This window comes from Undibacterium hunanense, assembly GCF_014284335.1.
GTDB classification, from domain to species: Bacteria; Pseudomonadota; Gammaproteobacteria; order Burkholderiales; family Burkholderiaceae_D; genus Undibacterium; species Undibacterium hunanense.
This window is the reverse complement of sequence record NZ_JACOGF010000015.1, coordinates 68,750-93,574: the sequence shown is the minus strand read 5'-3', so window position 1 is coordinate 93,574 and position 24,825 is coordinate 68,750. Positions and strand designations below refer to the sequence as shown.

Sequence of the window (24,825 nt, the reverse complement as noted above, 5' to 3'; positions counted from 1 at the left end):
TGATTGATCCTTAGCGCTATCAATCCCCACGGCTATGTATCGCCGCAATTTCCTGCAAGTCAAGATCACGTTCCAGCATATGCAGCATCTCGTCATTGAGTTGCCTGCTTCTATGCAGTTTCAGCAAGGCTTCCCTGCCGGCGGCGATGGCAGCCAATATGATGTCGTAATGTGCGGTGCGGGCGTCTACCGGCAATTCGGGGGCGTTTCTGTGCAGGTCCGAAATGCGGGCGCGGTACCCATATTGTTCCAGCAGGCGCGGGTGCAGCAGTTTGCCGTCGCTATCATAGGCGCGCGCCTCTACCGCTGAAAACTGGGCGGCTTCCAGCAGGGCCCAGCATTGTGGTTCAGTCAGATAAACATGTTCGCCTTGTGCGTCTTTTTTCATATTCAAAAGCGCGATAAGCCACCCTATGCTGGTACCTTGAATCAATACCGTGACCAGTATGACGACAAACGAGGTGACCAGAATGAAGTCCCGACCTGGTAGCGATGTTGGCAGTGCCAGTGCAGCTGCCAGCGTGACAACGCCGCGCATACCGGCCCAGCTTTTGATGATTGCAGCACGCCAGTCAAGCTGAAAGCCGCCTTTTTTTAAGAATGTTGCGATCAGTGCGCTGACACTGTCCGTTGCAAATATCCAGATAAAACGCGATATCAGCACCACACCTACGACCAAGGTCACAGCCGGTGCAAATTCAGAAAACGCCCGCTCTATGCCGCCAATACGGTCCAGCACACCGCGCAATGACAGGCCAATGAAGACGAACACCAGCGATTCAAGCATAAAGGTCAGCACCCGCCAAAACGCCACGCCCTGTGTACGCACTGTGGCCGATACTACGTCGTGCTGATGCCAGCCCAGCATCATGCCGTAGGTGACGGTTGCCATCACGCCCGACACGTCCAGTTCTTCAGCAGCGATGTAGCAGATCCATGCTGGCAACACCGACGTGATGATGACCAGAAAAGGTTCCGACAATGCCTTGATCAGCTTGATGGCTGCATAACCAATGACCAGGCCCACAACGACACCGCCTATGCACAGCAGGGAAAAATTGGCGACTGCATCCACCGCACTGAATGCCCCCGTAAGCGCAGCGGCGACAGCAAACCGGTACAGCACCAGCCCTGATGCATCGTTCAGCATGCTCTCGCCTTCCAGCAAGACCATGACCTTGCCGGGCAGCTTCACACGTTCCAGCACGGCTTTGGCAGCGATGGCATCCGGTGGAGAAACAATCGCCCCCAAAGCGAAGCAACAGCCCCACGGCAGGCCGGGAAGGAGCAAATGCGTGCAATAACCTACCAACAGCGTCGTGAACGTCACCGCCCCTATCGCCAGCAGCATGATGCCCCTGAAGTGGTGTTTGAAATCATCCCACGCAATATAGTAAGCACCATTCATCAGCAAAGGCGGCAGAAAAACGACAAGCGCCAGTTCAGGGTCAAGCGCAACGGCAGGCAAACCCGGCACAAAAGCCAGCGCCGCTCCACCCACAATCAAGGCTGCGGCCGGTGGCAAGCGAAACCGCTTAGCAAGCAACTCCAGCCCGATGATGGCAATCAGCAACAACAGAATCAGTTTGAAGGATGCGACATTGCTCATGGGCGGTATCTGAAGGTGGTGGATATTTAGTGAATACTTAGTGAATGTTCAGTGAATTCCTGGTGACTGCTTGGTAGACGTGCAGCCGATGCCTTGTGCCTGAGTGTTAGGGATTAGCGTTCAAAGTACTTTATTAACATATCTGAACTGCATCCTGCCTTGATCCATCAGATCAAAATAAGCGCAGCAGACCGGGATGTGCATCACCTTTTCGGCAGCAGCTTCTGCCACCGCACGGTTTTCCCAGTGAATCATATCAATAAACTGGCCATCATCACAAATACCAAATTCGCGTGAAATAAATCCGGGCATGGCCGCAAAAACGGGCGTAATCTCCAACGCTGCAGTTTGTAGTTTTTCTGCTGAAACACCCGCTTTGGCAGGAAAGATGACGACTTCTATGGTTTGCATGATGGCTTTCTCTGGTGATGGTTCAGGTCAACGCTGGTTTTTCTGAGGCGATGCAGATGGGGTCATCAGGTGATCAGAATGGCTGCCATTCACCGGCAGCGCTTGACATCAGATGCGGCTATCGCCTGATCAGCTTGAAACAGGTGTCAGCAGTGTAATACGCTTCACTGACCTTGATTAGGTAGCACAAACAGCATGCGCTTATGAGTGAGGCTCATGAATACAACATGACTATTCCAGAAATTACCTTGTGCAGAGAGCCGCAACGGAGAAACCCTCACTCGCAGTACGCCTAGCGCCTAGCACCTAGTCTTCAAGCCTGGCCAGCAAGTCGGCACAGGCTACGTGGCCTTTGTCCTTGCCCATGCGCAGAAAATATTTTGCCTTTTCCAGATCCAGCGGCCAGCTCTCATCTTCAGTGCCGTCACGGACATAACGTTGCGCCAATGCGTACATCGCATATCCGTTGCCCAATGCTGCGGACTGTAAAAAATATGCTTCACTACGTATGCGATCACGCGGACAGCCAGGTCGCGTGCTGTCCAGCATCAGCGCCAGCGTGTATATGCTATCGGCCTTACCACTTTGCGCTTCTGCCGCAAGATCCTGATACAGCGTTTGCCAGTAATACGCGCCGATATGCTTTGAACACACGTCAGACAAGCAATTCCCTTTCCTTTGCCTGCATCGCAGCGAGCTTCAAATCCAGCAAATAATTGGTCACCAAGGGCCCCACATTCGTTCCGGAAGATGCCGCATGGGCAAGATGCGCCCAGGCACCGCTGACGCTGGCATTGCCTATGGCAAAAACACCTGGCCTGCTGCTCCGCCCACCAGCATCCGTCTTTGCCAGGCCATATTCATCGACATCACATAGCGATGCCGCCAGGCCGGACGCCGCCTGGTAAGCCATGGCAACCCAGGTCGCATCACACTCTATTTTCTGACCGTTTGTGGTGGTGACGGATATCAACCTGCCGTCGCTGTGATTCAAACCGAGGACTTCATCCTGCACAACATGGATATTCAGCAAGCGAAATTTATTCTGCTCTGCCGCATCAAACTCATGTCGTGAAACGACCGTAACATGAGAAGACCACATCGACACCCACGCAGCCATGTGCGCCAGTCTTTCAGGTAAACCGAAAACGACAAACTGCCTGTCGAGGACTTCATAGCCATCAAAACAGGGGCAGACCCGCAGATCATCTCCCCATAAATCACCGACACCTGTCACTGCGGGCAATATGTCTTTCAGGCCGGTTGCCAGCACAACGGTTCTGGCATGAATGGTTTGACCGTTGGCGCTGACACTAAAAAATCCATCTTCCAAAGGCAGTACCTGTTCCACCTTTGCATGGACGATAGTGACGCCATAACGGATGACTTCTGCCCTTGCCTGTGCCAGCATGCCTGCCGGTGGCACCCCGTCAAAACCCAGATATTCCCGCACCTGTGCCACTGCCATGATGCGTGGCGGCCCACTGTCAAAAACCACGACGTTAAGCCCGGCACGGCCAAGAAACAACGCAGCACTCAAGCCAGCAACACCCGCACCGATCACTGCGCAATCAATGATCTTTTCCCTGTCGTCCATATTCAAATCCTTTCATTGCCTGGCAAGGGCTGAGGTGGGTTAGACCGGGCCGGGCTACCCACACCTACAACCACAGCACCACATTACCTAACAACATCAATCAAGATACTTCACATGTTACATGATATCCAAAGTAAAAGTTTTACGCAACTTAAAATGTTACGTAAAATACGGACATTCCCCCAATACTGATCTGAGAGACATCAATGAGAAGTGACAACAGGCTCTCGCGCATGCTGCACGTACTGATACACATGGATCAGCAAGACAAACCCCTGACCTCGGATGACATCGCGCTCATGCTCAATACCAACCCTGTGGTGGTCAGGCGCACCATGGCTGGTTTGAAAGAACATGGCTGCGTCCATTCAGTCAAAGGCCATCGGGGCGGCTGGACCCTGATCAAGCCGCTGGAAGACATCAGCCTGCTCGACGTGTACCAGGCCATAGGAGAACCACCGGTGTTTTCACTTGGTTTTGCAGAAGATCATCCGCAATGCCTGGTAGAACAGGCAGTCAATACCAGCCTGACCAGGACACTACAAAACGCCCGCGACTTGCTCATGGCTGATTTTGCCCGCATCACATTGCGGTCGCTGGCGCATGATTTTGAAAAGCGCATGGAACAAATCAGTGCTGCGCATGGTGCATAGTTTTTTTGATCAAGATGTGCAGTTTTCACATTGCGACACGAACAATACCCTGCCCAAACAAATTGTTCCGGCTCAAAAAACTTGGTATTATCTGAGTCATAGCAAGGAGATGGCATTCCTCCTTTAACCGCCACCCGCATCTGCCGGGTAGCTGATGATGCCTACAGACCTTCCTGGTCATCAGGAAGCTGTAGGCACATGCCCGCCGCAAAAACATGACCAGGTTCGTAACGAACACTTACCTGACGCCATGAAACATTCAAATATACCTGAACAAATTGATCTGCTTGCCTATATCGGGAAATGGCTGATGCTCGCAGTAATAGTTGCCATGCTTGCAGGCACGGCCTCTGCCACTTTTCTGTTTGCGCTTGATTACGTCACATCCTGGCGCGAATCTCATACCTGGGTTATCTGGCTATTGCCGCTGGCGGGTTTTGCCGTTGGCTGGGTATATATGCATGTTGGAAAACAAGTCGAAGCAGGGAACAATCTCATCATTGATGAAATTCATGATCCTGGAAAAACCATTCCTCTTCGCATGGCACCATTGGTCATGGCGAGCACTTTGATATCTCATCTGTTTGGCGCATCTGTAGGGCGAGAAGGTACTGCGGTACAAATGGGGGCCAGTCTGGCAGATCAATTGACGCATCTTTTCCATCTGTCCACGCAAAAGCGCAGGCTGTTGATCATGGCAGGCATCAGTGCTGGCTTTGCGTCGGTGTTTGGCACGCCGATTGCCGGTGCAGTTTTTGGATTGGAAGTGTTGGCCATAGGGCGCATGCGCTACGATGCCATCTTGCCCTGCTTTATCGCTGCCATCGTCGCCGATCAGGTTGGCCTGCTATGGGGAGTACATCACACCCATTACAGTGCCGGATTGATACCCGCAATTACTGCCTGGACTTTGATTGCGAGCTTGTTGGCCGGTATCGTGTTTGGACTGGTCGGCATGTTGTTTGCCAACGCAACCCATGGTGTATCAGATTTAATGAAAAAACAGATCGCCTATGCTCCCTTACGACCTTTCTTAGGTGGTGTCGCAATTGCCGTAACTACCTGGGCAGTCGGCAATCAAAGATACACAGGACTGGGAATACCCGTCATCATGGAATCATTTCAGCATCAACTGGCCTGGACGGATTTTGCCGGAAAAATGTTATTCACCATTAGCTCTCTTGGGACAGGATACAAAGGCGGCGAAGTCACGCCCCTGTTTTACATAGGTGCAACGCTGGGCAATGCTCTTGCTCCTGTATTGCACTTGCCCTTCGCCACTCTTGCTGCAATGGGTTTTGTTGCCATATTTGCTGGTGCTGCAAATACACCGATAGCATCAACTATCATGGCATTGGAATTGTTTGGTCCACAGATAGCGCCTTATGCCGCACTTGCCTGTGTAATCAGCTACCTGTTTTCCGGGCATACAGGTATTTATCGCGCACAACGGGTAGCGCATCCAAAGCATGGCCAGATTCCAGAGGGCATGAAGCTTAGCGAAGTAGCATCGTATCGTGGACAAAAGTTGAAGGATGCAAAACAAAAATCCAAAGAATAAGATATCGCTATCAATCCATGACTGCTCATATGCTATCGCGCTGGAACTTTGAATGCGTTGAATCTGATGTGTCTTCTCATAAAAACTCATTCAAAAATTCTATCGCCAGTTACCCCCAGCTTTTGTCAACACCATTCAGGTGCCCGCTAACAATTGTCTGGTCAGATATGTAGGTGACGGATTCTATTTCTATGATCTCAATTCTTAAAAACGCCGTAAGCGCAAAAGCTGCCGCCTATCTGGAAACCATGCAAGAAAGCGATGGCGACGCAGGCCGTGGCGGCAACAACTCCGACCACCAGCACAACATCATCAAAAGCATCGTGATCAAGGGCTGATCGCATGTAAAAAAACAGAGGCCATCACTGACCTCTGTTTTTGTACTGGTACTTGAAACTCAGGCCAGCAATGCCGAAATAAAATCCTTCTTGTCGCTCTTCGCTGGCTCCTTGAACTCGAGGGCCGATTCAACGTGGTGCAGGTGATGCACCATCAGTTCCACGGCTTTTTCTACATCACCAGCTTTGGCGGCATGAATAAATTCCACATGTTCATCGGATGAGCAACTGGCGTCGCGGCTGGACTGGTACAGCATGGTGATGAGAGAACTGCGGCCTGCCAGTTTCATCAGGATGTCAGTCAGCACCTGGTTACCCACGGTCTTTGCCAGCAGGATGTGGAAGTCGCTGAGCAGGGTTGAACGTTCCTGCACATTGTTGTCGATGATGGCCTGGCGTTCCTGGACCAGATGCTGTTCTATCCGGGTGTAATCTTCTGCCGTGGCCTTGGTGATGAACTCGCGCACCAGTGCGGCTTCCAGTATGCGACGCACGGCAAATATCTCATGCGCTTCCTGTTCACTGGGCTTGCTGACAAAGGCACCTTTTTCTGGCACCAGATCAATCAGCTTGTCTTTGGCCAGCATGACCAGGGCAGCGCGGATCTTGGTGCGGCTGACGGAATACATGCGTGCCAGCGCCTCTTCGCGCAGCTTGGTGCCGGGCGGCAGCCTTTGTTCGGCAATGGCGGTGGTGATATCGCTGGCAATGGCTTCAGAACTGTCTGCCTGGTCTGAATGGGTCGTTGCTGTCATATTATTTACCTGTTACTGCATGATGAGTCAGGCCGGAATTGTAACCCCATAAGCAAAACGCCCAAAGATTTCCATCCATGGGCGTTATTTTAATTACACTTATATTGACCTGGCTCAGTCAGTCAATGAAAAACACCTCATACCGCCGCCAGTTCCGCTTTGGCGTTCGCCAGATCATAACTGGCAATCGCTGCGGTATCACCATTCAGGACTGCATGGGCGCGGGTTTTGTCGATGTCTTTTTCCCATGACGCCACGACCACGGTCGCAACGCAGTTGCCGATCAGGTTGCCCAGTGCACGGGCAATGCCGATAAACCAGTCCACCGACAGCACCAGCACCAGGCCCACCACAGGTATCGCCGGTATGGCAGACAGTGTGGCAGCCAGGATCACTATCGCCGAACCTGGCACGCCATGGGCACCTTTGGATGTCACCAGGGCAATTGCCAGTATCGCCAGCAGGTCAGAAAACGCCAGCGGGGTATTGGTGGCCTGGGCAATAAATACCGCAGCCAGTGTCAGGTAGATAGAAAACGCATCCAGGTTGAAGGAATAGCCGGTAGGTATCACCAGGCCCACCGTGGTGTCCTTGATGCCCATGTATTCCAGCTTTTTCATCACCTGTGGCAAGACAGAATCTGACGATGCCGTTGCCAGCACCACCAACAATTCTTCGCGCAGGTATTTGATGAATTTGAAGATATTGAAGCCGGCAGCTTTTAATATGCCCCCCAGAATACCAAACACAAAGATGATGACAGCGCCATAAAACAGGATCACCAAAAAGCCCAGCTGTTTTAATGAACCCACACCATATTTGCCCACGGTAAAGGCAATTGCACCAAACACGCCCAAAGGTGCCAGCTTGATGATGAAGGACATGCACTTGAAAAACACTTCCGACAGGCTGCTGATCAGGTTGGCGATGGGACGGGCTTTCTCACCCACCAGCGACAGTGCACAGCCAAAAATCAGCGAAAACAACAAGACCTGCAACACATCACCCGATGTGAATGCACTGACCACCGTGGTCGGGATCAGTTTCATCACAAATTCGGCAAAGCCGGCGCTTTTGACCTTGTTGGCATTGTCTACATAGGTACTCAGGGTGCTGGCATCGAGCGAAGCGGGGACAATGTTCATGCCCTCGCCCGGATGAAATATAAACGCCAGCGCCAGGCCCAGTACCAGTGCAATGGTGGTCACCACTTCAAAGTAGACCAGGGCTTTCAGACCAACCCGCCCTACTTTCTTCAACTCGCCTGCACCATAAATGCCATGCACGACCACGCAAAAAACGATCATGGGGATAATCATCTTGATCAGCTTGATAAAGCCGTCACCGACGGGTTTCAGGCTGACACCAAAGCTGGGGTACAAGACCCCGACCAGTATCCCCAGTACCAGTGCAATAAGCACCTGGCCGAATAGTGATTTGTATATGCGCTGCACGACTACCTCCTGATAAGGGTTAGCACTACTATGGTAAGCATTACTGTAATTGCACGACTGTGAGCTAACTACAACTCCTTGATAAATAACAGAAAAACGGAACAAATGTCACCACCAGGCCAGCTTGTCAGGAAGTGATCTGAAACCCAATATACTGCATCCAATTTTTGTATGCAATAAATGAATTCAATAGTAGAATTCAAAAAAACAGGCCACAACGGCAGTTCCCAAACCGGGCGGACAACACCAGCGCTACCGGGAAGCAACACGCCGTCATGAAGCCACAATAAAACCGCTATGAAGCCGCTATGACGGCCCACCAAAGCCAAGCTTAAAGCCCAAATCAGGCAGGAGACCCGCATGTCCAGCAAGATGCATTCCTACGCGAGTTGTGGCTCGCAAATCATGAGCAGGGCTGACGTATTGGCGCAACATACCGAAACGCCAGGCATGTTGACGCGCACGTATCTAAGCCCGGCACACCACAGTGCTGCCGCCCAGTTGGCCGAATGGATGTGCGCCGCTGGCATGAGCGTCCGACGTGACGTGGCTGGCAATGTCATCGGTCGTTATGAAGGGTTGGAACCGAATGCCCCCGCCCTGCTGACCGGCTCGCATTTTGATACCGTGCGCAATGCCGGCAAACATGACGGCAACCTGGGCATCTTGCTGCCACTGGCCTGCGTTGCACAATGGCATGCAGAAGGCAGGCGTTTCCCGTTTGCGATAGAGATCATTGGTTTTGCGGAAGAAGAAGGCGTACGCTTCAAAGCCACCCTGCTTGGCAGCCGCGCCGCCGCCGGCACTTTCGACATGGCCGTGCTGGATAATCTGGATGACAATGGCCTTAGCATGCGTGAAGTGATGACGGCATCTGGCTTTCACCCAGCCGGGCTGGCCAAGGCTGCGTATGACCCGACGCAGGTACTGGCCTTTGTCGAAGTCCATATAGAACAGGGCCCGGTATTATTGAATGAAGACCTGGCGCTGGGTGTGGTCACCGCCATTTCCGGTGCCACCCGTTATATGGTGGAAGTGGAAGGTCTGGCAGGCCACGCTGGCACCTCGCCCATGGGCATGCGCCGCGATGCCGCCATGGCAGCAGCGGAAACCGGGCTATATATAGAACAGCGCTGCCAGGATATACCTGGTCTGGTCGGCACGGTAGGCCAGTTTAATGTACCGAATGGTGCCGCCAATGTGGTACCGGGCAAGGCTGTATTTTCTATCGACATCCGTGCGGAACAGGATGCGATACGTGAGCAGGCGGTGGCCGATGTGCTGGCACAGATAGAACGCATAGCTGCAAGACGCAAGGTGCAGTTCAAGCTGCGCAAAACCCATGAAGCCCCCAGCGTACCTTGCGCGCCATGGCTGCAACAACAGCTTGCACAATCCATTGCCCATTGCGATCAGCGCCTGCGCTACCTGCCTTCAGGTGCCGGACATGATGCCATGGCGATGGCTGCACTGTGCGATGTTGCCATGCTGTTTGTGCGCTGTGGCAATGGCGGCATCAGCCATCATCCGGATGAAATCATGACGGCCGAAGACGCCGCATTGGCCGCGCAAGCCTTTAGCCATTTTGTTGAACACTTTATATCGAGGCGTGAAGCATAACAAACACGCCCAGCCACACACAATCACACTCACAAAGAAAGCTCTCCACCATGAATCACTACCAAGAACTCGACGCCTGGATCGACGCCCATTTTGATGAACAGGTTAAATTCCTGCAAGAACTGGTACGCGTACCCACCGACACTCCGCCCGGCAACAATGCCCCACATGCAGACCGCACTGCTGATCTGTTGCAGGACATGGGTATAGCTGCTGAAAAACACGTGGTGCCTGACAGTGAAGTCAAAGCCGCCGGTCTGCAAAGCATTACCAACCTGCTGGTACGCCGTGTGTATGGCCCTGGCAAGACCATCCTGCTGAATGCCCATGGTGATGTGGTGCCACCCGGCGAAGGCTGGACCAAAGCGCCGTATGGCGGCGAAATAGAAAACGGCAACATCTATGGCCGTGCCACTGCCGTCAGCAAATCCGACTTTTCTACCTACACCTTTGCCCTGCGTGCACTGGAAGCCGTTGTTGAGCCCAAGGCTGGCACGCTGGAACTGTTATTTACCTATGATGAAGAATTCGGTGGTGAAGTCGGCCCCGGCTGGATGTTGAAACACAAGCTGATCAAGCCGGACCTGATGATTGCCGCCGGTTTTTCTTATCAGGTAATCACTGCACATAATGGTTGCCTGCAAATGGAAATCACTGTACACGGCAAGATGGCGCATGCAGCAATCCCGGATTCTGGTGTCGATGCACTACAGGCTGCCGTCAAAATTTTGAACGCCCTGTATGCGCAAAATACCCTGTACAAGCAGGTGACATCGAAAGTGGAAGGCATTACCCATCCTTACCTGAATGTGGGCACGATAGAAGGCGGTACCAATACCAATGTCATCCCCGGTCGCGTCACTTTCAAGCTGGACCGCCGCATGATCCCGGAAGAAAACCCGGCAGAAGTTGAAGCCACCCTGCGCCAATTAATCACCGACACCGCCAACGACCTGCCCGGCATCGGCGTCGATATCAAACGCCTGCTGCTGGCCAATTCCATGCGCCCCCTGCCCGGCAATACGCCGCTGGTAGATGCCATACAAAAGCATGGTGAAACCGTATTTGGTGAAATCATTCCGGCATTGGGCACACCTTTATATACCGACGTGCGTCTGTTTTCAGAAGCGGGTATTCCTGGCGTGATCTATGGTGCGGGGCCACGCACGGTGCTGGAGTCGCATGCCAAGCGCGCCGATGAAAGATTGAACCTGGAAGATTTGCGCAAGGCGACCAAGGTGGTGGCGCGCAGTCTGGTAGATTTGCTTCAATAAAAATGCAAGGCAGCACATGGAATTTTTCAGCTTCATCTTCTACTATGAAGCTGCAGTCAAAGCAGTTTTTATCGTGAGCCTATTTTGAAAGATCACTATGAATAAGAAAACCCTGTTTCAATTCTGCACCCTGACCATGCTGGCTGCCGCTGCCAGCGGTCAGGCCCTGGCCGATGACAAGATTGTCCTTAACTACAATGTACGTCCACCGTATATCGTAGAAGAATCCGACGGTTCTGCATCCGGTTTGACAGCAAGCCCCGCAGCCAACGCCTTCAAAAGCGCTGGCGTTGCCTTCACCTGGGCCAAGGCCGCTCCCAACCGCCAACTGGCCATGGTGCAGGAAAACACACAAAAAACCTGTGCCATAGGCTGGTATAAAACAGAAGAACGCGAAGGTTTTGCCAAGTTCAGCAAAGCCCTGTACCGCGACAAACCTACCGTCATGATCATCAGCAGCGGCTTCAAGATCAAGGACCATGCCAAACTGGAAGACGTATTGACCATGCCCGGCATCAAGGTGCTGATCAAGGAAAAATTTTCTTACGGCCATCACATCGACGCAGCGCTGGCCAAACTCAAACCCCAGACTGTCGTCTCCAACGGCACCAACACGCAAATGCTGCAACTGATCGCCGCCAAATCCGCCGACCTGATGTTCGCCGCACCTGAAGAAGCCAATTATCTGATTGAACAGTCCAATGTAGCCAAGGACAAATTCAGTCAGTTCAAGGCGAGTGATATGCCGGATGGTGGAGAGCGATATCTCATTTGCAGCAAGAATGTGCCGGATGAAGTGATAGCGAAATTGAACAAGGGGATCAGTTTTAAATAAACGTTTTCTGAACATTCATGGTGTCGATTGCGCACCATGCATGTTTGATGTGAGAGCAGGCGATTACATTGATCGATCGCGATCATATTATCGTCACTCCAGTCGCTCCAGCGAAGACTGGGGACTATCGGGTTGGAGCCTCACCAGGTTGACGCCTCACCAGGTTGACGCCTCACCAGGTTGACATCACACCAGGCTGGCGCTACACCGGGCTGGCGCTACACCGGGCTGGCGCTCCAGATGTGTTCGTTGCATATCGCCTCAATTGAAATCCCCTCCCCTTCAAGGGGAGGGTTAGGGTGGGGATGGGTTTCTTTCAACTAGCGGCACTCATCATATCGTCGCTCCAGCGCAGGCTTGAGCCTAGTATCTGTCGTGACATAGCATGTTATTAATTAAAACGGTTGCCCTCCGTGGACGCAAGCCATGTCTCAGCCAATCAGCGGCAATCATCATATCGTCGCTCCAGCGTAGGCTGGAGCCTAGTGGCGTGTGTTGCATACTTGTGTTGTGTGTAAAACGATTGCCCTTCGTGGACACAAGCCGGGTCTCGGCCCGGCGGCCGAATTCCTTTCTTTGCTTCGCCAAAGAACGGAATCAAAGAAAGGCGACCGCAGACTCGCCCTTCGGGTGCTTGCGCTACGCTTCAGCATAATTTGTGCATCACAAAAAATGGGAAAGCTTCGAAACTCGCTGCGCTCAAACACGAAGCTTTCTGATCCATTTTCTGTGACGCACAAATTACATCGTCCCAAGCGGATTGACGTCAAAAACAGCAACAACTTCAACAACAACCCCAAAAGCAAGAACAACAACAAAGTCAAAACCAACGTCAACACATCCTCATTCATATTTATTTGAATGCCGTCAATTAACGTTAGTGTGGGGGATGCTGTTGCTATTGCTGTTGCTGTTGCTGTTGCTGTTGCTGTTGCTGTTGCTGTTGCTGTTGCCTTTGACGTTCGGGGTTGCTTTTGACGCTAATCCGCTTGGGACGATGTAATTTGTGCGTCACAGAAAATGGAAAAAGAAGATCCGATGTTTGAGCCGCAGGCGAGTTGCGGATCTTCCCATTTTTTGGGATGCACAAATTATGCTGAAGCGTAGCGTAAGCACCCGAAGGGCGAGTCTGCGGTCGCCTTTTCTTTGGATACTTTATTTTGGCGAAGCAAAAGAAAGTATCTCGGCCGCCGGGCCGAGACCCGGCCTGGTTCCACGGAGAGCAATCGTCTTAATTAACGACGAAGGTATACAACGAACGCCACTAGAGCGCCAGCCCGGTAGATTCCTGCCTTCGCAGGAATGACGATATTATGATTGTCGTTAATTGACCAAAACCGGCTTGCGTCAACGAAGGGCAATCAGTTTAATCAACGACACAGCACGCAAGAAACGCCACCAAGCTCCAACTTGCGCTGGAGCGACGATATGATGATTGCCGCTGATTGAAAGAAACCCATCCCCACCCTAACCCTCCCCTTAAAGGGGAGGGAATTTCAATTGAGGCGATATGCAGCGAACTCCTCTGGAGCGCCAGCCCGGTGGAGCGCCAGCCCAGTGTGGTGCCAGCCCGGTGTGGCCCAAACCCACCAGCCTACGCTGGAGCAACGATAATATGATTGCCGCTTATCGGCAGAAGCCCGCCACCATCCAAAACTTCACCATCGGGGAGAAAATGCCATCACTCAAAACTCTTCCCAGTCATCCTTACCCGACACTGCCGGATCTTCCTTAGCCGGTGCAGAAGTCGCCCTCTTCACCGCAGTCGGTTTTTTTGCAGACGGCAAAGCGCGAAGATTTTTACTTGCTGCGGCTGATGTGGCAAGCGCAGAACTCTTACGCACGGGTGCAGCGGCGACAGCGATGACATGGCTTTCATTGAGCTTGAATGTGCTGACCAGGTGCACCAGATTACCGGCCTGGTCTTTCAGGGATTCAGCTGCGGCTGCGGCTTCTTCCACCAGGGCAGCATTTTGCTGCGTGACTGTGTCCATCTCGGTCACGGCGCGGTTGATTTGTTCTATGCCGGCTTCCTGCTCACGGCCAGCAGCGGTCAGTTCGCCCATGATATCGGTGACGTGGCTGATGCTGGATACGACCTCATTCATGGTAATGCCGGCCTGATCCACCAGGCGGCTGCCGGTTTCGACTTTTTCGACTGAATCGCTGATGAGGTCCTTGATTTCCTTGGCGGCGCTGGCGGACCGCTGGGCAAGATTACGGACTTCGGACGCAACCACGGCAAACCCCCTGCCCTGTTCGCCGGCGCGGGCGGCTTCAACAGCAGCATTCAGTGCCAGGATATTGGTTTGAAAAGCGATACCGTCAATGACGCTGATGATGTCGACTATTTTCTTCGATGATTCATTGATCATGCCCATGGTATCCACCACTTGTGCTACCACCCGGCCGCCTTTGGTGGCGACATCGGCGGCAGAAACGGCCAGTTGATTGGCCTGCCGGGCATTGTCGCCATTGTGCTTGACGGTGGAAGTCAGTTCTTCCATGGACGATGCGGTTTCTTCCAGTGAACTGGCCTGCTCTTCCGTGCGCGATGACAGATCAAGATTGCCGGTGGCAATTTGCGACGAGGCACCAGCAATGGTGTCGGCCCCGGCACGCACCTGACCGACGATATTGGCAAGGCTTTCCTGCATGCTTTGCATGGCTTGCAAGACCCGGCCGATTTCATTGTCCGCATCCACTTCAATTTTCTGGCTCAGGTCACCGCTGGCCAAACGTTCTGCCGCATGCCGGGCAACCAGCAGGGGGACGGTAATGGCACGGATAATCAGATAGGCACTGATCACCGTCAGCAATATGGCCGCTGCCGTGACCACGGTCATGGTCAGTTTGGCGCTGGCAAAAGATGCATCGGCCAGGTCCGCCGATGCGATCGCGCCGTTATGATTCATCTCGACCAGCTTGTCCAGTAGATCACTGGACACGTCAAACACTTTCTTGGCTTCGCCTTCCAGCAAGGCCTTGGCCTGGTCATTTTCGTTTTTTCTGGAATGGACCAACACCTGTTCGTGAATTTTCAGGTATTGGTTCCAGTCTGTCATGAAACTGGCATAGCGCTTTTTTTCTTCTTCGCTGTTGATCAGTTTGGCATAGGTCTGGTTATCTTTCTCCAGCGCTGCCAGTATCTTGCTCATGTTTTTTTCCAGACCTGCCATGGCAGCGTCGTCCGTGTTCAGTACATGCTGAAATTCAGCCACACGCAGATCGGATGTCAGGGTATTGATACGATTCACCACTTCCACACTGGGTAACCAGTTGCTGGTGATATCGCTGGTGGCATCTTTCATCACTACCATCTTGAGAAAAGCGGCACCAGCGACAAACGCCAGCATGGCAATGATCAGACTGAAAGTACCGACTAGGCGGGAGGAGATAGAAAAGTTTTTCATGAAATGTCCTCTGGGCAGCATTGGGATACACCTGCATGCATCCCGCACCAATTAATCAAACAGCAAGCGATTAACATATGGTAAAGCACAATTTCGCCAAAGCAATCTAAAGCACTGCCATGACACAAGATTTCACGCTTGCCTGTGCGTCCAGATGCGCTTATGAATGGCTTTGGCATCGCCAATAGAGCTTGGATCGCCCGGCATAGTGGCTGCATGCCTGCAGCCAGGCATTACACCAAGATAGTCCATCCGGTAGCCGCTGCAAGATGAACAAGATGAGCAGGCTTAATAAGATGAGCAAGCTGAACAGCTTAGCTAGCCTGACTTGTACGACATGTTGTTTAAAAAATACCCGGGTTGTCATACAACTGTAACACCCATCCCCTATCATTCGCGGCGGTCGTTCTTTATTCCAGCACGCTTTCTTACGCATATTTCAACATCACTTCAACGTCACTTCAACGTTATTCCAACGGATTCTTTTATCATGCAAAATTTACCCGTATTCCGCCGCCTGCCACTGGCGATGATGGTCAGCACCGCCTTGTTGCTGGTAGCCTGTGGTGGTTCCAGCACCCCGGCTGTGGTGGATGCACCACTGGTCATTCCTTCTCCACCGGCTGATCCTGGTACGGTCGACACGGCACCGGTCGCTGCCAATGTGCCTGCCTTTGTTGACAATGTCGCCAGTAACCAGCGTGGTGACGCACGTTATGCGACGCTGGACACCAATGCCGGTGTACGTGTTCTGGGGGGCTTCAGGGATATCTGGAAGCCTTTGACAGAGATCGTCGATGCTGGCCAGACCGCACCTGCGGTTGATAACTTTCCGGCGGTCGTGGCATCCAAATGGACAGGCTTGCCAAATGACGGTACCCCCGGTGGCACTATCGCCAACCAGGCTGTCCATGACGCCAATATCCAGTTTGTCATCGACACCACCAGCAAACGCACGGCTGACCAGGAACTGGCAGCCTATCTGGATGATCGCCGTGGCAAGGGTTATAGCGTGACCGATGGCATGGGCCCGTTGACAAACGCCTGGCGTCAGGCAGCGCAGCAAACCACCACCATTACTGCCATTGCGGCTGATTCCGGCACGGTTTTGTACAACGATACTGGCAACAATACCGGCGTCGGCGGCACCACCAATACCAGCTTTGGCAATGTGGTTGACCTGATTAATCTGGTCGGCAACAACGGTTCTACCGAACCGGCCAAACGCTTTTACAAATACGCACGCCCTTACCGCTGGAGCAGCAAGGTCATCGTCGCCCCATCACTGGTACCGGCGCAAAGCACGACACCAGCCACCGACGGCGGTTTTACCAGCGGCCATTCAGCCGAAGCCGTACGTGACGCACTGGCCATGGCCTATGCGGTGCCAGAGCGCTACCAGGAAATTCTGGCGCGTGGCCTGGAACTGGGCGAAAACCGCATCGTCGCCGGCATGCATTCACCACTCGATGTGATCAGTGGCCGTGTGCTGGGGCAAGCCGTGGTCGCCGCCAATCTGGTGGATCCGGCCAATGCCAGCAAAAAAACCGCTGCTGTCACTCAGGCGCACACCGCGTTGATGGCCCTGACCAATACCACAGCGGACAATTTCAATGCCTATGCCCATTCTGGCACGGCTACGACGGACCGCTTTGCCGACTATGCCACCAACAAGGCTGGCTACCTGCGCCGCCTGACGTTCAACTTTACCCCTATCGCCAGTACGACGGCAGTGGCAGTGGTGCCTAAGGGTGCTGAAGTCTTGCTGGAAACCCGCCTGCCCTACCTGAGCGATGCACAGCGTCGTGTGGTGCTGAAAACCACGGCCATCGCGTCCGGCTATCCGGTACTTGATGATGCTGAAGGCTGGGGTCGCCTGAACCTGTTCGCTGCAGCTGACGGCTATGGCAATTTCTTTGGAAATGTCGTGGTCACCATGGATGCCAGCAAAGGCAGCTTTAATGCACAGGACACCTGGCGCAATAATATTTCTGGCACTGGCAAGCTGACCAAGCTGGGTACTGGCAGCCTGAAACTGGCTGGCAGCAATAGCTGGACAGGCGGCACACAACTCGATGCCGGCGCACTGGAAGCCAATTCGGCAACCGCCTTCGGCACAGGTGATGTGTATAACAGCGCCGGTACCCTGGTCTGCAATAGCAGCACCAATGTGAATATCACCAGCAAATACACCCAGTTGACCACCGGTACACTGGAACTGAACCTGCGCAGCGCACAAAGCCAACTGGTGGTAGGCAGCGCCGTCACCATCGCTGGTGGCACCCTGCGTATCAAGTTCCAGAATGGCTACAAGCCAGCAGTCGGTGATACATTGACCGTCATCACCGCAGGCAGCCTGAAAGGCAAGTTCACCACTATCACGGTAGACGGCTTCACCGCCACACCTACCTATACTGACACTGGCTTGCAATTGCGTCTGGCTGCATAATCTGACCTAGCATTCAAAAAGAAACGCTGCCCAGGTTAAATGCACTGCTGTCCGGAATAATATTCTTGGCAAACAATAACGAGTAAATTCCCTCCCTTTCAAGGGGAGGGTTAGGGTGGGGATGGGTTTCGGTCGATTGACAATAGATGAATTTACGTCGGAAACCCATCCCCATCCCAACCATTCCACCACGCAGCTTGCAGGCTGCTTAGAAATTTGTGGCACAAAGCTGCGCTTTGCGAATTCCCACAAATCTCCCCTTGAAGGGGAAGGAGCTTCAAACACGACCGCTGGCAAAGAATGTTAATTTGTAGAATTAAGTCTTCGACTTAGAAAAATCGCCAGAACACTGTTCACACCTGATATCCAGAGCGAGTACGAGTCAAGATAATTATTCCGGACAACAGTGCGCTTACACCGGACAGCGTTTCTTTTCAGGCAGACGGTATCAATCAAATCAATACGCAAGCCGCCCATTCATACTGATAACCGCAATATCCAAAAACGAAGAACCACGACGGTTGGTATCACCAAAATCAATCGCAAACCCGCCTATACGGTAATTGCGCATTCCCTTCAGCGCCTGCGTGATTTTTTCTGGTGTTGGTTTGGCACCTGCGGTTTTCAGCGCCTCCATCATCAGGCGCATATTCATATAGTTTTCAAAATTGAGAGGGCTGGCAACTGTGCCCTTGCCATAAGGTGAGGCCAGCAGTGCCTGATAATCTTTCGTCAGTTGCAATGAACCACCTATGGGATTAGGAACGACCTGGGTAATGGCCAGGCCACGCACGCGGCTTTCGCCGGCAAAATCAATCAAGAGCTTGGGCGGCACAAACGACAAGGTATAAATCTGCGATGCGCCGGTTGGTGCATCATAGGCTTTCATGAAGTGCATGACCGCTTCTGGCACACCCATCAAGAAAATCGCCTGCGGCTGGGCCGCAATAATCTCTTTGGCTTGTTTCGTAAAATTGGTTTCGCCAGACTTGTAAGACGTTTTCAGGATAACGTCAAACTTGTGCTCTTGCGATGCTCTGGCAATGCTGTCATTGATGCTGGCACCAAAGCCATCATCCTGATAAAAGACGGCGACTTTTTTCAAACCCAGCGTAGACACAATGCGGGCGATTTTGAATACTTCATCGTTATAGCTGGGACGGGTATGAAAAATCTGTTCTGAACCTGTGCCACGTATCGCTTCCGAACCGCTGAACACACCCAGCAAAGGTACTTTGTATTTATTTAATGTGCCAGACTTGATGATGGACAGCGTATTGGCTGTGCCAGCCGTATTCACAAACGCCACCACCCCATCTTTGGTGATCGCTTCATCAATCAGCCCGGCCGTTTTGGTGGCGTCATAATGATCATCTTTGGCGACCAGGGTAATTTTATTGCCGTTGATACCGCCCTGGGCATTCACCTGTTCGATGTAACCGCGCGCCATGGTCAAACCTTCATTGGCGGTGATCGCGATGGGGCCGGTCAGACCGGTGACATATCCGATTTTGATTTCTTCAGCGTGGGCAAGGCCCGTCCCGCAAGCGAGTGCCAACAGGCCTGCCTGCCATTTTTTTAAAAGCATTTTGTCTCCGTTATTTTTATAAATGGATCACCCTCCTTTGAGCAGGGAGCAATTCCAAAGTCCATTCTGTATGCATTAATGCTTTTTGGCAACTGACGAGACGGCATGCAGACCTGAAATAATCAAGCGCTTGCTTGTTAAGCTGAGCAGAAAGTGGTTGTGGAATAGAGACAGAACAGAGACAACACAGAGACAAAACAGAGACAGGCCGGGGCGATCACCCCGGACAGGCAAAATAGATGAATGTAAAAAAGGCAGCGATTGCTGCCTTTTCGTGTGCATGATACAACTTACAAGTATTTACAAATCATGGCTGTAAGACGTTGTTATTTATCAGCCAGGGTTAGCAAAATTTGCTAACTGTTATTGATGGCACGTCGTCCCAGTGCACTGTCATCAGAGAACAGACCATCAATACCGGCAGCAATATAACGCTGCATTTCTGCCACCGAGCCTTTTTCGTTTCTGGCATCTTCCCCTTTGTCGTCGCGGAAATCTGCGGCCAGGAAACGATTTTCAGGGCGGAAGGTCCAGGTGTGGACCAGCAGGCCCGCATCATGTGCATCCGCGATCAGGCTGGTCGGCTGACCCAGCTTGCCATCCGCCAGCAGTGGGATCAGGGCGCGGGTCGGTGGTGCCACCACGTCAGCATAACTGGCAATGTCACGCAAACCCTGTTTGCTGCACATTTTTCCAAACGTCAGATCACCACCAGCCGCAACCACATCCGCCGGGCGGACATCACCACGTTCTACCAGTTGCATGATGCGTACATTGTGGCGCTTGCCCAGTACACTACGTACATACTTGAGGTTGGCGACTTCAAATGACTGTATCTCCAGCGGGCAGCGGCGCGTGTATTCGTGGGCGGCGATGATGTTCAGGAAACGATCTTCCAGCGGCAGGCCTACGCTTTTGAAATAGGTCGAATGCTTGAGTTCGGGTATCAAGCCTATAACCTGCCCTGTCGTCGCGGCATGGGCAGCAGCGAAGTCGATGATTTCTTCCCATGTCAGTATCTGGAACATGCCGTCATACGCGGTGTTTTGCGGGCGTACCTTGGGCAGGCGTTCTACCGCGCGCAGGGTCTTGAGTTCTGCCAGGGTAAAGTCTTCGACAAACCAGCCTTCTTGCGGCCTGCCATCGATGCTTTTGCTGGCACGCTTGCCGGCAAATTCTGGCCGGCTGGCGACGTCGGTGGTTTCGCTCAAAAATGCTTCATGGCGCGCCACCAGCACACCGTCTTTGGTGATGACCAGATCAGGTTCAATATAGTCAGCCCCATCGGCAATGGCTTTGGCATACGCGGCCAGCGTGTGTTCTGGCCGCAGGGCGGATGCGCCACGGTGGGCAAACAACTCTACCTTGCCCTTGCCTGCTGCCAGCGCAGTGGATGTCAGGCCAAATTGCGCACCACCTAACAGCGCTGCAGATGCAGCGGCTGTTTTCATAAAATGTCTGCGTTGCATATTGATGTTTCCTTTAAAAGCTTCCGCCAAAAGTAACAAACACCTGACGTGGTGCAATCGGGAAGGTATTGTAAGTGCCATTGGCGGCGCCGACTACCACCACCGATGTGCCTGTGACCTGGTTCAGGTTGGTGACATTCAAACGCAGCCTGGCGTTTTTCAAAAAGCCATTGGCTTCCAGCGGTATTTTTGCTGTCACGCCCAGGTTCAGCATGAAGTAACTATCGACTGAGAGGTCATTGGTATAAGTTGCATAGCGCTTGCCGACATAGTCACCGCTCAGTTGTGCTTCAATGTCGCCAAAGGTGGCAGTGGCCACAAACTTGTTCATCCATTCCGGGCTGCCTGGTACACGCTTGCCTGCGGTTGCCACCAGTGCCTTGCCGTTGCTGTAGTCATCAGCATACACAGAACGATTGTAAGACAAGGCATTGTAGAAGCTGAAGTTTTTCCCAAAGAACAAAGTACCGGCAATGTCAATACCATCAGTACTGACGCTACCAACGTTGGCCAGCACAGGGTTACCACCAACGATGGATGAAATCACAGGCGTCGGGCTGATCTGCAACAGGCGGTTGCTGAAATCGACGTGATAGATATTGACCTGGCCATCAACCTTGTCCAGCACACCCAGATCAAGGTTGCGCTTGCCGCGCCAGCCCATTTCATAGGTGACCGATGTTTCTGGCTGGGCCGTGTTCTTGAACAGGTCAAATGCCGACTGGCTGGCCAGACTCCATGGTGATGCACCACCACCGCCGTACGTCACAAACTGGCGCAGATTCTTTTGCGCGTTGATAAAGAACTGATCACGCGAGCTGATTTCCCACAGCAAACCCAGTTGTGGCAAGAACCATTTTTTGGTATCGATCTCACCCACGGGCAAGGCCAGCGAGCCACCGGATATCGCGCCCGGCAAAGGCTGTACCGGGAAATCGCCTTTTGCATATTGCAGACTGGATTTGAAACCGGCCTGTACCACGATGTCCGGACGCACACGCCATTCATCCTGCAAATGCAACTGAATGACGTTATTGCGTATCTCACTGCCGTATTGGGTAATCAGCGGATTCGATGGGCGGTCATACGGAGAACTTGGACGATTCACATCCAGCGCATACCAACGGCGATAAGCGGATGATTCATTATGTTCCCACCAGCCGCCGAATTCGATCTGGTGGTCACCCCAGGTGGTGCGCAGGTTGGATATCAGGCCGGAACGATGGATATCATATTCCGTCGTACGGGTCGCATAGCCAGAATTACCAAATACCTGCTTCAGGTTCTGGTTAGGGAAATACACGCTGAACAAGGCTGGCAAACCAGCCGCACCGATAGGCCCGGCAACCACACCGACACCATCATCACGATGGAAATACACCTGGTTGGACCAGACCGTATCATTGTTCAGGTTCCAGTCATATTTGGCGTAAGTCAGCACGTCTTTGCGCTGTGCATCGCTGTAATAATTGCGATAGTTCGAACCATCGGCTGCCGGTGTGGCGCCGGTTGGCGACAGGTAGCTTACTGCGGCAGCAAAGTCAGGGTATAAAAACGGACGTGTGTACGGCGCACTGGTTTCACCAGTGACATGCACGGTACTGTCTTCGTTTGGTTCTATCTTGTCGTTGTAATTGAAATACAGGGTCAGCTTGCCGGCGTTCTGGGTATTGGTGTATTTGGCATTGAGTTGCTTGCCACCCTGCTTGCCATCAAAATCCCAGGCACGCGCATCTTGCCGCATGACGGCGATGTATGCCGCATTGCCGTCACCAAAATTGCCAGTATCAAAACGGGCAAAGGTGCGTGAGGTGCGGTAGCTGCCGAAGGTCTGTTCGATGTTGGTTCTTTGTGTCGCCAACGGGTCACTGGAAAACACTTCTATGGTGCCGCCCAGATTGCTGGTGGATGCTGTCGCCAGGTTACCTGCGCCTGAAGACAAAATCACATTTCTGACGTTTTCGCTGATCACCGCGCGCTGTGGCGACAGGCCATTGTAATTGCCGTATTGCTGGTCACCCAGCGGTACACCGTCCAGCGTATAACCCAGTTGCTGGCCATTAAAGCCATGCACAAACAGACTCAGGTTCTGTTCATTATTACCCCATGGGTCAGCCGTAGCAAAGGTCACACCTGGCAATGTTTGCAAACCCTTGACAGGATTGGTACCCGGCAGGATTTTTTGCAACTCGGCACCACGCATGGACACCGCAGAACGGGTAGTCTGCGATGAAATTTCTACCGTGGCGATACCGGCATCAGCCTTCTCGGTTTTATTCTCGTCTTTGGCTGGTGCAGTCTGTGCGCTGGCCAGTTGGGTGAAGGCCATCAGGCAGGCTGCCGACATGGCGAGCATACGGAATGAGGATGGCTGGGCGTGTGTTTTTTGCTTGGCGGATGTCATGAAATTCTCAGAAAAAAATCGGTAACAGCACAAGGCCTGCCGCAAAAAAATGCGCGCACGAGCCCCTTTCCAGGCAACGTTGATGTCGCCAGAAAAAACTGAACCACATTAAAAAATTTGGATTAAAACGCTGACGTAATTTGGAAAACCGCCGAAGTGTAGTGGCCTTATATGACCTTGCCGTGACAGCAACTTTTTTAATGTAGGGTTTTATTCACACTTGTTTTGTAACAGTGTTTTACTGTGATGACCTGTCACCAGACAGGTCATCAAGAAAGCGGAGGGAGTATAGAAATAAAGAAAAACTTAAGGCTGCAAAAACTCTGCAACTGCTGCCTTGCCCGCAGGTGTCAGGAAGGGCATCATTTGTTTATAGGAAATAGTGATCGTGTCTTCACACAAGCCCATGGGATTTAAATGAGACAAGCGAAACACCATGCCACTCTTGCCTACATAGGGGTCATCTATATCGAAAGCATCGCCGCCCATCATGCACTGTTCCGGTTTCTGGTTCTTGAGTTTTTTCAATAGCGTTGTCAGAGGCGTTTTTTGTTTATTTTTGCCGCCCTTATTCTTATCGCCTTGTTTGACCCATGTCCAGGTATCGATCATTTTGCCGGTACGAAGATCGAAGGTTTCATACATCTCATAAGCCAGTCCATGCGAGCCGTCACAAGCAATGTCAGACATCCAGTTTTTGACCACCAGTTTGCTGTCTGTCCAGACCAGTGGTTCAAAACCCCGGCCCCAGTCTGATTCTTTGGCGCCATTACGCAGGCAAGTATAAAACCAATCTGCAGAGTCCTTTAACCAGTTGCGGGTATAGTCGTTGAAATTCTTGCTACCGGGCACACTGGCTGGCAATTCAAATACTGTGGCGGCCGGGGTGGAAATGCTGCGGTATTCCCTGCCTTCAAATTTCAGATCTTTGCTGGTATGTGGCAGGTCATCTTCCAGGGGCTGGTAATAGTTAGCTCCGCAAATATCGGACTCGGGAATTCTGGGGCTAGTCATTACAGGCACTTTCGACAACTTGACTGGTATTTTTTTCTTACCGTCCGGGCTGATCCAGGTCAGGTCCAGCGTCGTAACGGCACCGCCTGGACTGATACCTGAAACAGCCCAGAAGCCTGTGATCTTTTGATCATCGCCATAGAGTCCATTGGTTTCTTTCCAATCAGTAGTGTCTTTATCAGGTGTCAGGCCCAACGGCTCGAGCCATATCCCCCGCAGATTTCGCAAATAATAAAATTCCGCAGACGTAGAGGAAGCAAAACACACCATCACTTTGTCGTTGCCTATACTGCCCTTCCAAGTACCAGCATAGGGTAAATCGGCCGCCTGCGCTGTCATGCCAAAAAATAAGAGAAACAAGGTGCAAAGCAATTTCATCAT

General features: G+C 52.4%; 18 protein-coding genes and 1 riboswitch. Of the genes, 7 read left to right on the top strand and 11 right to left on the bottom strand.

The genetic code is table 11. The features are described 5' to 3' along the window. Positions 1–19: 19 nt before the first annotated feature. The 4 genes from H8L32_RS23165 to H8L32_RS23150 all read right to left on the bottom strand — a co-directional run bounded on the left by H8L32_RS23165 (position 20) and on the right by H8L32_RS23150 (position 3,617). Positions 20–1,609 carry a Na+/H+ antiporter gene (locus tag H8L32_RS23165; RefSeq protein ID WP_186949869.1) on the bottom strand — a complete coding sequence of 530 codons (1,590 nt, stop codon included), beginning with the start codon at positions 1,607–1,609 and terminating at the stop codon, positions 20–22. A 120-nt stretch (positions 1,610–1,729) separates the two neighbouring features. Further along, positions 1,730–2,020, bottom strand: a complete 291-nt coding sequence (locus tag H8L32_RS23160; protein WP_186949867.1) for an antibiotic biosynthesis monooxygenase family protein — start codon at positions 2,018–2,020, stop codon at positions 1,730–1,732. Positions 2,021–2,326: 306 nt separating this feature from the next. Beyond that, the gene (locus H8L32_RS23155) at positions 2,327–2,683 is read right to left on the bottom strand and encodes an SEL1-like repeat protein (RefSeq protein WP_186949865.1); all 357 of its coding nucleotides are present in this window, start codon (positions 2,681–2,683) and stop codon (positions 2,327–2,329) included. After that, on the bottom strand, positions 2,676–3,617 hold the full coding sequence (locus H8L32_RS23150; protein WP_186949864.1) for an NAD(P)/FAD-dependent oxidoreductase: 942 nt from the start codon (positions 3,615–3,617) through the stop codon (positions 2,676–2,678). Before H8L32_RS23150 ends, H8L32_RS23155 begins: the two co-directional genes overlap by 8 nt. 206 nt (positions 3,618–3,823) lie before the next feature. On the opposite strand from H8L32_RS23150, the gene H8L32_RS23145 reads away from it, so the two are divergent. From H8L32_RS23145 to H8L32_RS23135, 3 genes are all read left to right on the top strand, one after another. After that, positions 3,824–4,270: an Rrf2 family transcriptional regulator gene (locus tag H8L32_RS23145; RefSeq protein WP_186949862.1), complete on the top strand. Its 447-nt coding sequence runs from the start codon at positions 3,824–3,826 to the stop codon at positions 4,268–4,270. Positions 4,271–4,366: 96 nt separating this feature from the next. Continuing rightward, a riboswitch (Fluoride riboswitch) is annotated at positions 4,367–4,441 on the top strand. A 79-nt stretch (positions 4,442–4,520) separates the two neighbouring features. Next, positions 4,521–5,831, top strand: a complete 1,311-nt coding sequence (locus H8L32_RS23140; protein WP_186949860.1) for a voltage-gated chloride channel family protein — start codon at positions 4,521–4,523, stop codon at positions 5,829–5,831. Between the two features lie 191 nt (positions 5,832–6,022). After that, positions 6,023–6,169, top strand: coding sequence for a hypothetical protein (locus H8L32_RS23135; protein WP_186949858.1), 147 nt, complete (start codon positions 6,023–6,025; stop codon positions 6,167–6,169). A 59-nt stretch (positions 6,170–6,228) separates the two neighbouring features. Here H8L32_RS23135 and H8L32_RS23130 read toward each other — a convergent pair whose 3' ends face one another. Together H8L32_RS23130 and H8L32_RS23125 are read right to left on the bottom strand one after the other, a co-directional pair. Continuing rightward, positions 6,229–6,924, bottom strand: coding sequence for a GntR family transcriptional regulator (locus H8L32_RS23130; RefSeq protein ID WP_186949856.1), 696 nt, complete (start codon positions 6,922–6,924; stop codon positions 6,229–6,231). Between the two features lie 137 nt (positions 6,925–7,061). Beyond that, the gene (locus H8L32_RS23125; protein ID WP_186949854.1) at positions 7,062–8,378 is read right to left on the bottom strand and encodes a C4-dicarboxylate transporter DctA; all 1,317 of its coding nucleotides are present in this window, start codon (positions 8,376–8,378) and stop codon (positions 7,062–7,064) included. A 360-nt stretch (positions 8,379–8,738) separates the two neighbouring features. On the opposite strand from H8L32_RS23125, the gene H8L32_RS23120 reads away from it, so the two are divergent. The 3 genes from H8L32_RS23120 (at position 8,739) to H8L32_RS23110 (ending at position 12,107) form a co-directional block, all read left to right on the top strand. Then, complete coding sequence (locus tag H8L32_RS23120) at positions 8,739–9,998, top strand: allantoate amidohydrolase (protein ID WP_186949852.1); 1,260 nt, start codon at positions 8,739–8,741, stop codon at positions 9,996–9,998. A 50-nt stretch (positions 9,999–10,048) separates the two neighbouring features. After that, positions 10,049–11,272 (top strand): M20 family metallopeptidase, encoded by a 1,224-nt coding sequence (locus H8L32_RS23115; RefSeq protein WP_186949850.1) that lies wholly within the window; start codon positions 10,049–10,051, stop codon positions 11,270–11,272. 97 nt (positions 11,273–11,369) lie between these two features. Continuing rightward, on the top strand, positions 11,370–12,107 hold the full coding sequence (locus tag H8L32_RS23110; RefSeq protein WP_186949848.1) for a substrate-binding periplasmic protein: 738 nt from the start codon (positions 11,370–11,372) through the stop codon (positions 12,105–12,107). Positions 12,108–13,792: 1,685 nt separating this feature from the next. Here H8L32_RS23110 and H8L32_RS28225 read toward each other — a convergent pair. Beyond that, complete coding sequence (locus H8L32_RS28225) at positions 13,793–15,520, bottom strand: methyl-accepting chemotaxis protein (protein WP_186949846.1); 1,728 nt, start codon at positions 15,518–15,520, stop codon at positions 13,793–13,795. A gap of 490 nt (positions 15,521–16,010) precedes the next feature. Here H8L32_RS28225 and H8L32_RS23100 point away from each other — a divergent pair, with 490 nt between their 5' ends. Continuing rightward, positions 16,011–17,969 carry an acid phosphatase gene (locus tag H8L32_RS23100; RefSeq protein ID WP_186949844.1) on the top strand — a complete coding sequence of 653 codons (1,959 nt, stop codon included), beginning with the start codon at positions 16,011–16,013 and terminating at the stop codon, positions 17,967–17,969. A 457-nt stretch (positions 17,970–18,426) separates the two neighbouring features. On the opposite strand, the gene H8L32_RS23095 is transcribed toward H8L32_RS23100, so the two are convergent. From H8L32_RS23095 to H8L32_RS23080, 4 genes are all read right to left on the bottom strand, one after another. Further along, complete coding sequence (locus H8L32_RS23095) at positions 18,427–19,557, bottom strand: ABC transporter substrate-binding protein (protein WP_186949843.1); 1,131 nt, start codon at positions 19,555–19,557, stop codon at positions 18,427–18,429. A 356-nt stretch (positions 19,558–19,913) separates the two neighbouring features. Further along, positions 19,914–21,008 (bottom strand): glycerophosphodiester phosphodiesterase, encoded by a 1,095-nt coding sequence (locus H8L32_RS23090; RefSeq protein WP_230412383.1) that lies wholly within the window; start codon positions 21,006–21,008, stop codon positions 19,914–19,916. 31 nt (positions 21,009–21,039) lie between these two features. Next, the gene (locus H8L32_RS23085) at positions 21,040–23,430 is read right to left on the bottom strand and encodes a TonB-dependent receptor (protein ID WP_230412382.1); all 2,391 of its coding nucleotides are present in this window, start codon (positions 23,428–23,430) and stop codon (positions 21,040–21,042) included. Between the two features lie 306 nt (positions 23,431–23,736). After that, positions 23,737–24,822, bottom strand: a complete 1,086-nt coding sequence (locus H8L32_RS23080; RefSeq protein ID WP_186949841.1) for a hypothetical protein — start codon at positions 24,820–24,822, stop codon at positions 23,737–23,739. Positions 24,823–24,825 lie beyond the last annotated feature (3 nt).

What these genes read in the sequence shown, in the direction of transcription:
- H8L32_RS23100 (WP_186949844.1), top strand. Translation starts at nt 16,011, where the DNA reads ATGCAAAATTTACCCGTATTCCGCCGCCTGCCACTGGCGATGATGGTC.
- H8L32_RS23160 (WP_186949867.1), bottom strand. Translation starts at nt 2,020, where the DNA reads ATGCAAACCATAGAAGTCGTCATCTTTCCTGCCAAAGCGGGTGTTTCA.
- H8L32_RS23120 (WP_186949852.1), top strand. Translation starts at nt 8,739, where the DNA reads ATGTCCAGCAAGATGCATTCCTACGCGAGTTGTGGCTCGCAAATCATG.
- H8L32_RS23140 (WP_186949860.1), top strand. Translation starts at nt 4,521, where the DNA reads ATGAAACATTCAAATATACCTGAACAAATTGATCTGCTTGCCTATATC.
- H8L32_RS23135 (WP_186949858.1), top strand. Translation starts at nt 6,023, where the DNA reads ATGATCTCAATTCTTAAAAACGCCGTAAGCGCAAAAGCTGCCGCCTAT.
- H8L32_RS23115 (WP_186949850.1), top strand. Translation starts at nt 10,049, where the DNA reads ATGAATCACTACCAAGAACTCGACGCCTGGATCGACGCCCATTTTGAT.
- H8L32_RS23150 (WP_186949864.1), bottom strand. Translation starts at nt 3,617, where the DNA reads ATGGACGACAGGGAAAAGATCATTGATTGCGCAGTGATCGGTGCGGGT.
- H8L32_RS23145 (WP_186949862.1), top strand. Translation starts at nt 3,824, where the DNA reads ATGAGAAGTGACAACAGGCTCTCGCGCATGCTGCACGTACTGATACAC.
- H8L32_RS23085 (WP_230412382.1), bottom strand. Translation starts at nt 23,430, where the DNA reads ATGACATCCGCCAAGCAAAAAACACACGCCCAGCCATCCTCATTCCGT.
- H8L32_RS28225 (WP_186949846.1), bottom strand. Translation starts at nt 15,520, where the DNA reads ATGAAAAACTTTTCTATCTCCTCCCGCCTAGTCGGTACTTTCAGTCTG.
- H8L32_RS23110 (WP_186949848.1), top strand. Translation starts at nt 11,370, where the DNA reads ATGAATAAGAAAACCCTGTTTCAATTCTGCACCCTGACCATGCTGGCT.
- H8L32_RS23130 (WP_186949856.1), bottom strand. Translation starts at nt 6,924, where the DNA reads ATGACAGCAACGACCCATTCAGACCAGGCAGACAGTTCTGAAGCCATT.
- H8L32_RS23165 (WP_186949869.1), bottom strand. Translation starts at nt 1,609, where the DNA reads ATGAGCAATGTCGCATCCTTCAAACTGATTCTGTTGTTGCTGATTGCC.
- H8L32_RS23080 (WP_186949841.1), bottom strand. Translation starts at nt 24,822, where the DNA reads ATGAAATTGCTTTGCACCTTGTTTCTCTTATTTTTTGGCATGACAGCG.
- H8L32_RS23090 (WP_230412383.1), bottom strand. Translation starts at nt 21,008, where the DNA reads ATGAAAACAGCCGCTGCATCTGCAGCGCTGTTAGGTGGTGCGCAATTT.
- H8L32_RS23095 (WP_186949843.1), bottom strand. Translation starts at nt 19,557, where the DNA reads ATGCTTTTAAAAAAATGGCAGGCAGGCCTGTTGGCACTCGCTTGCGGG.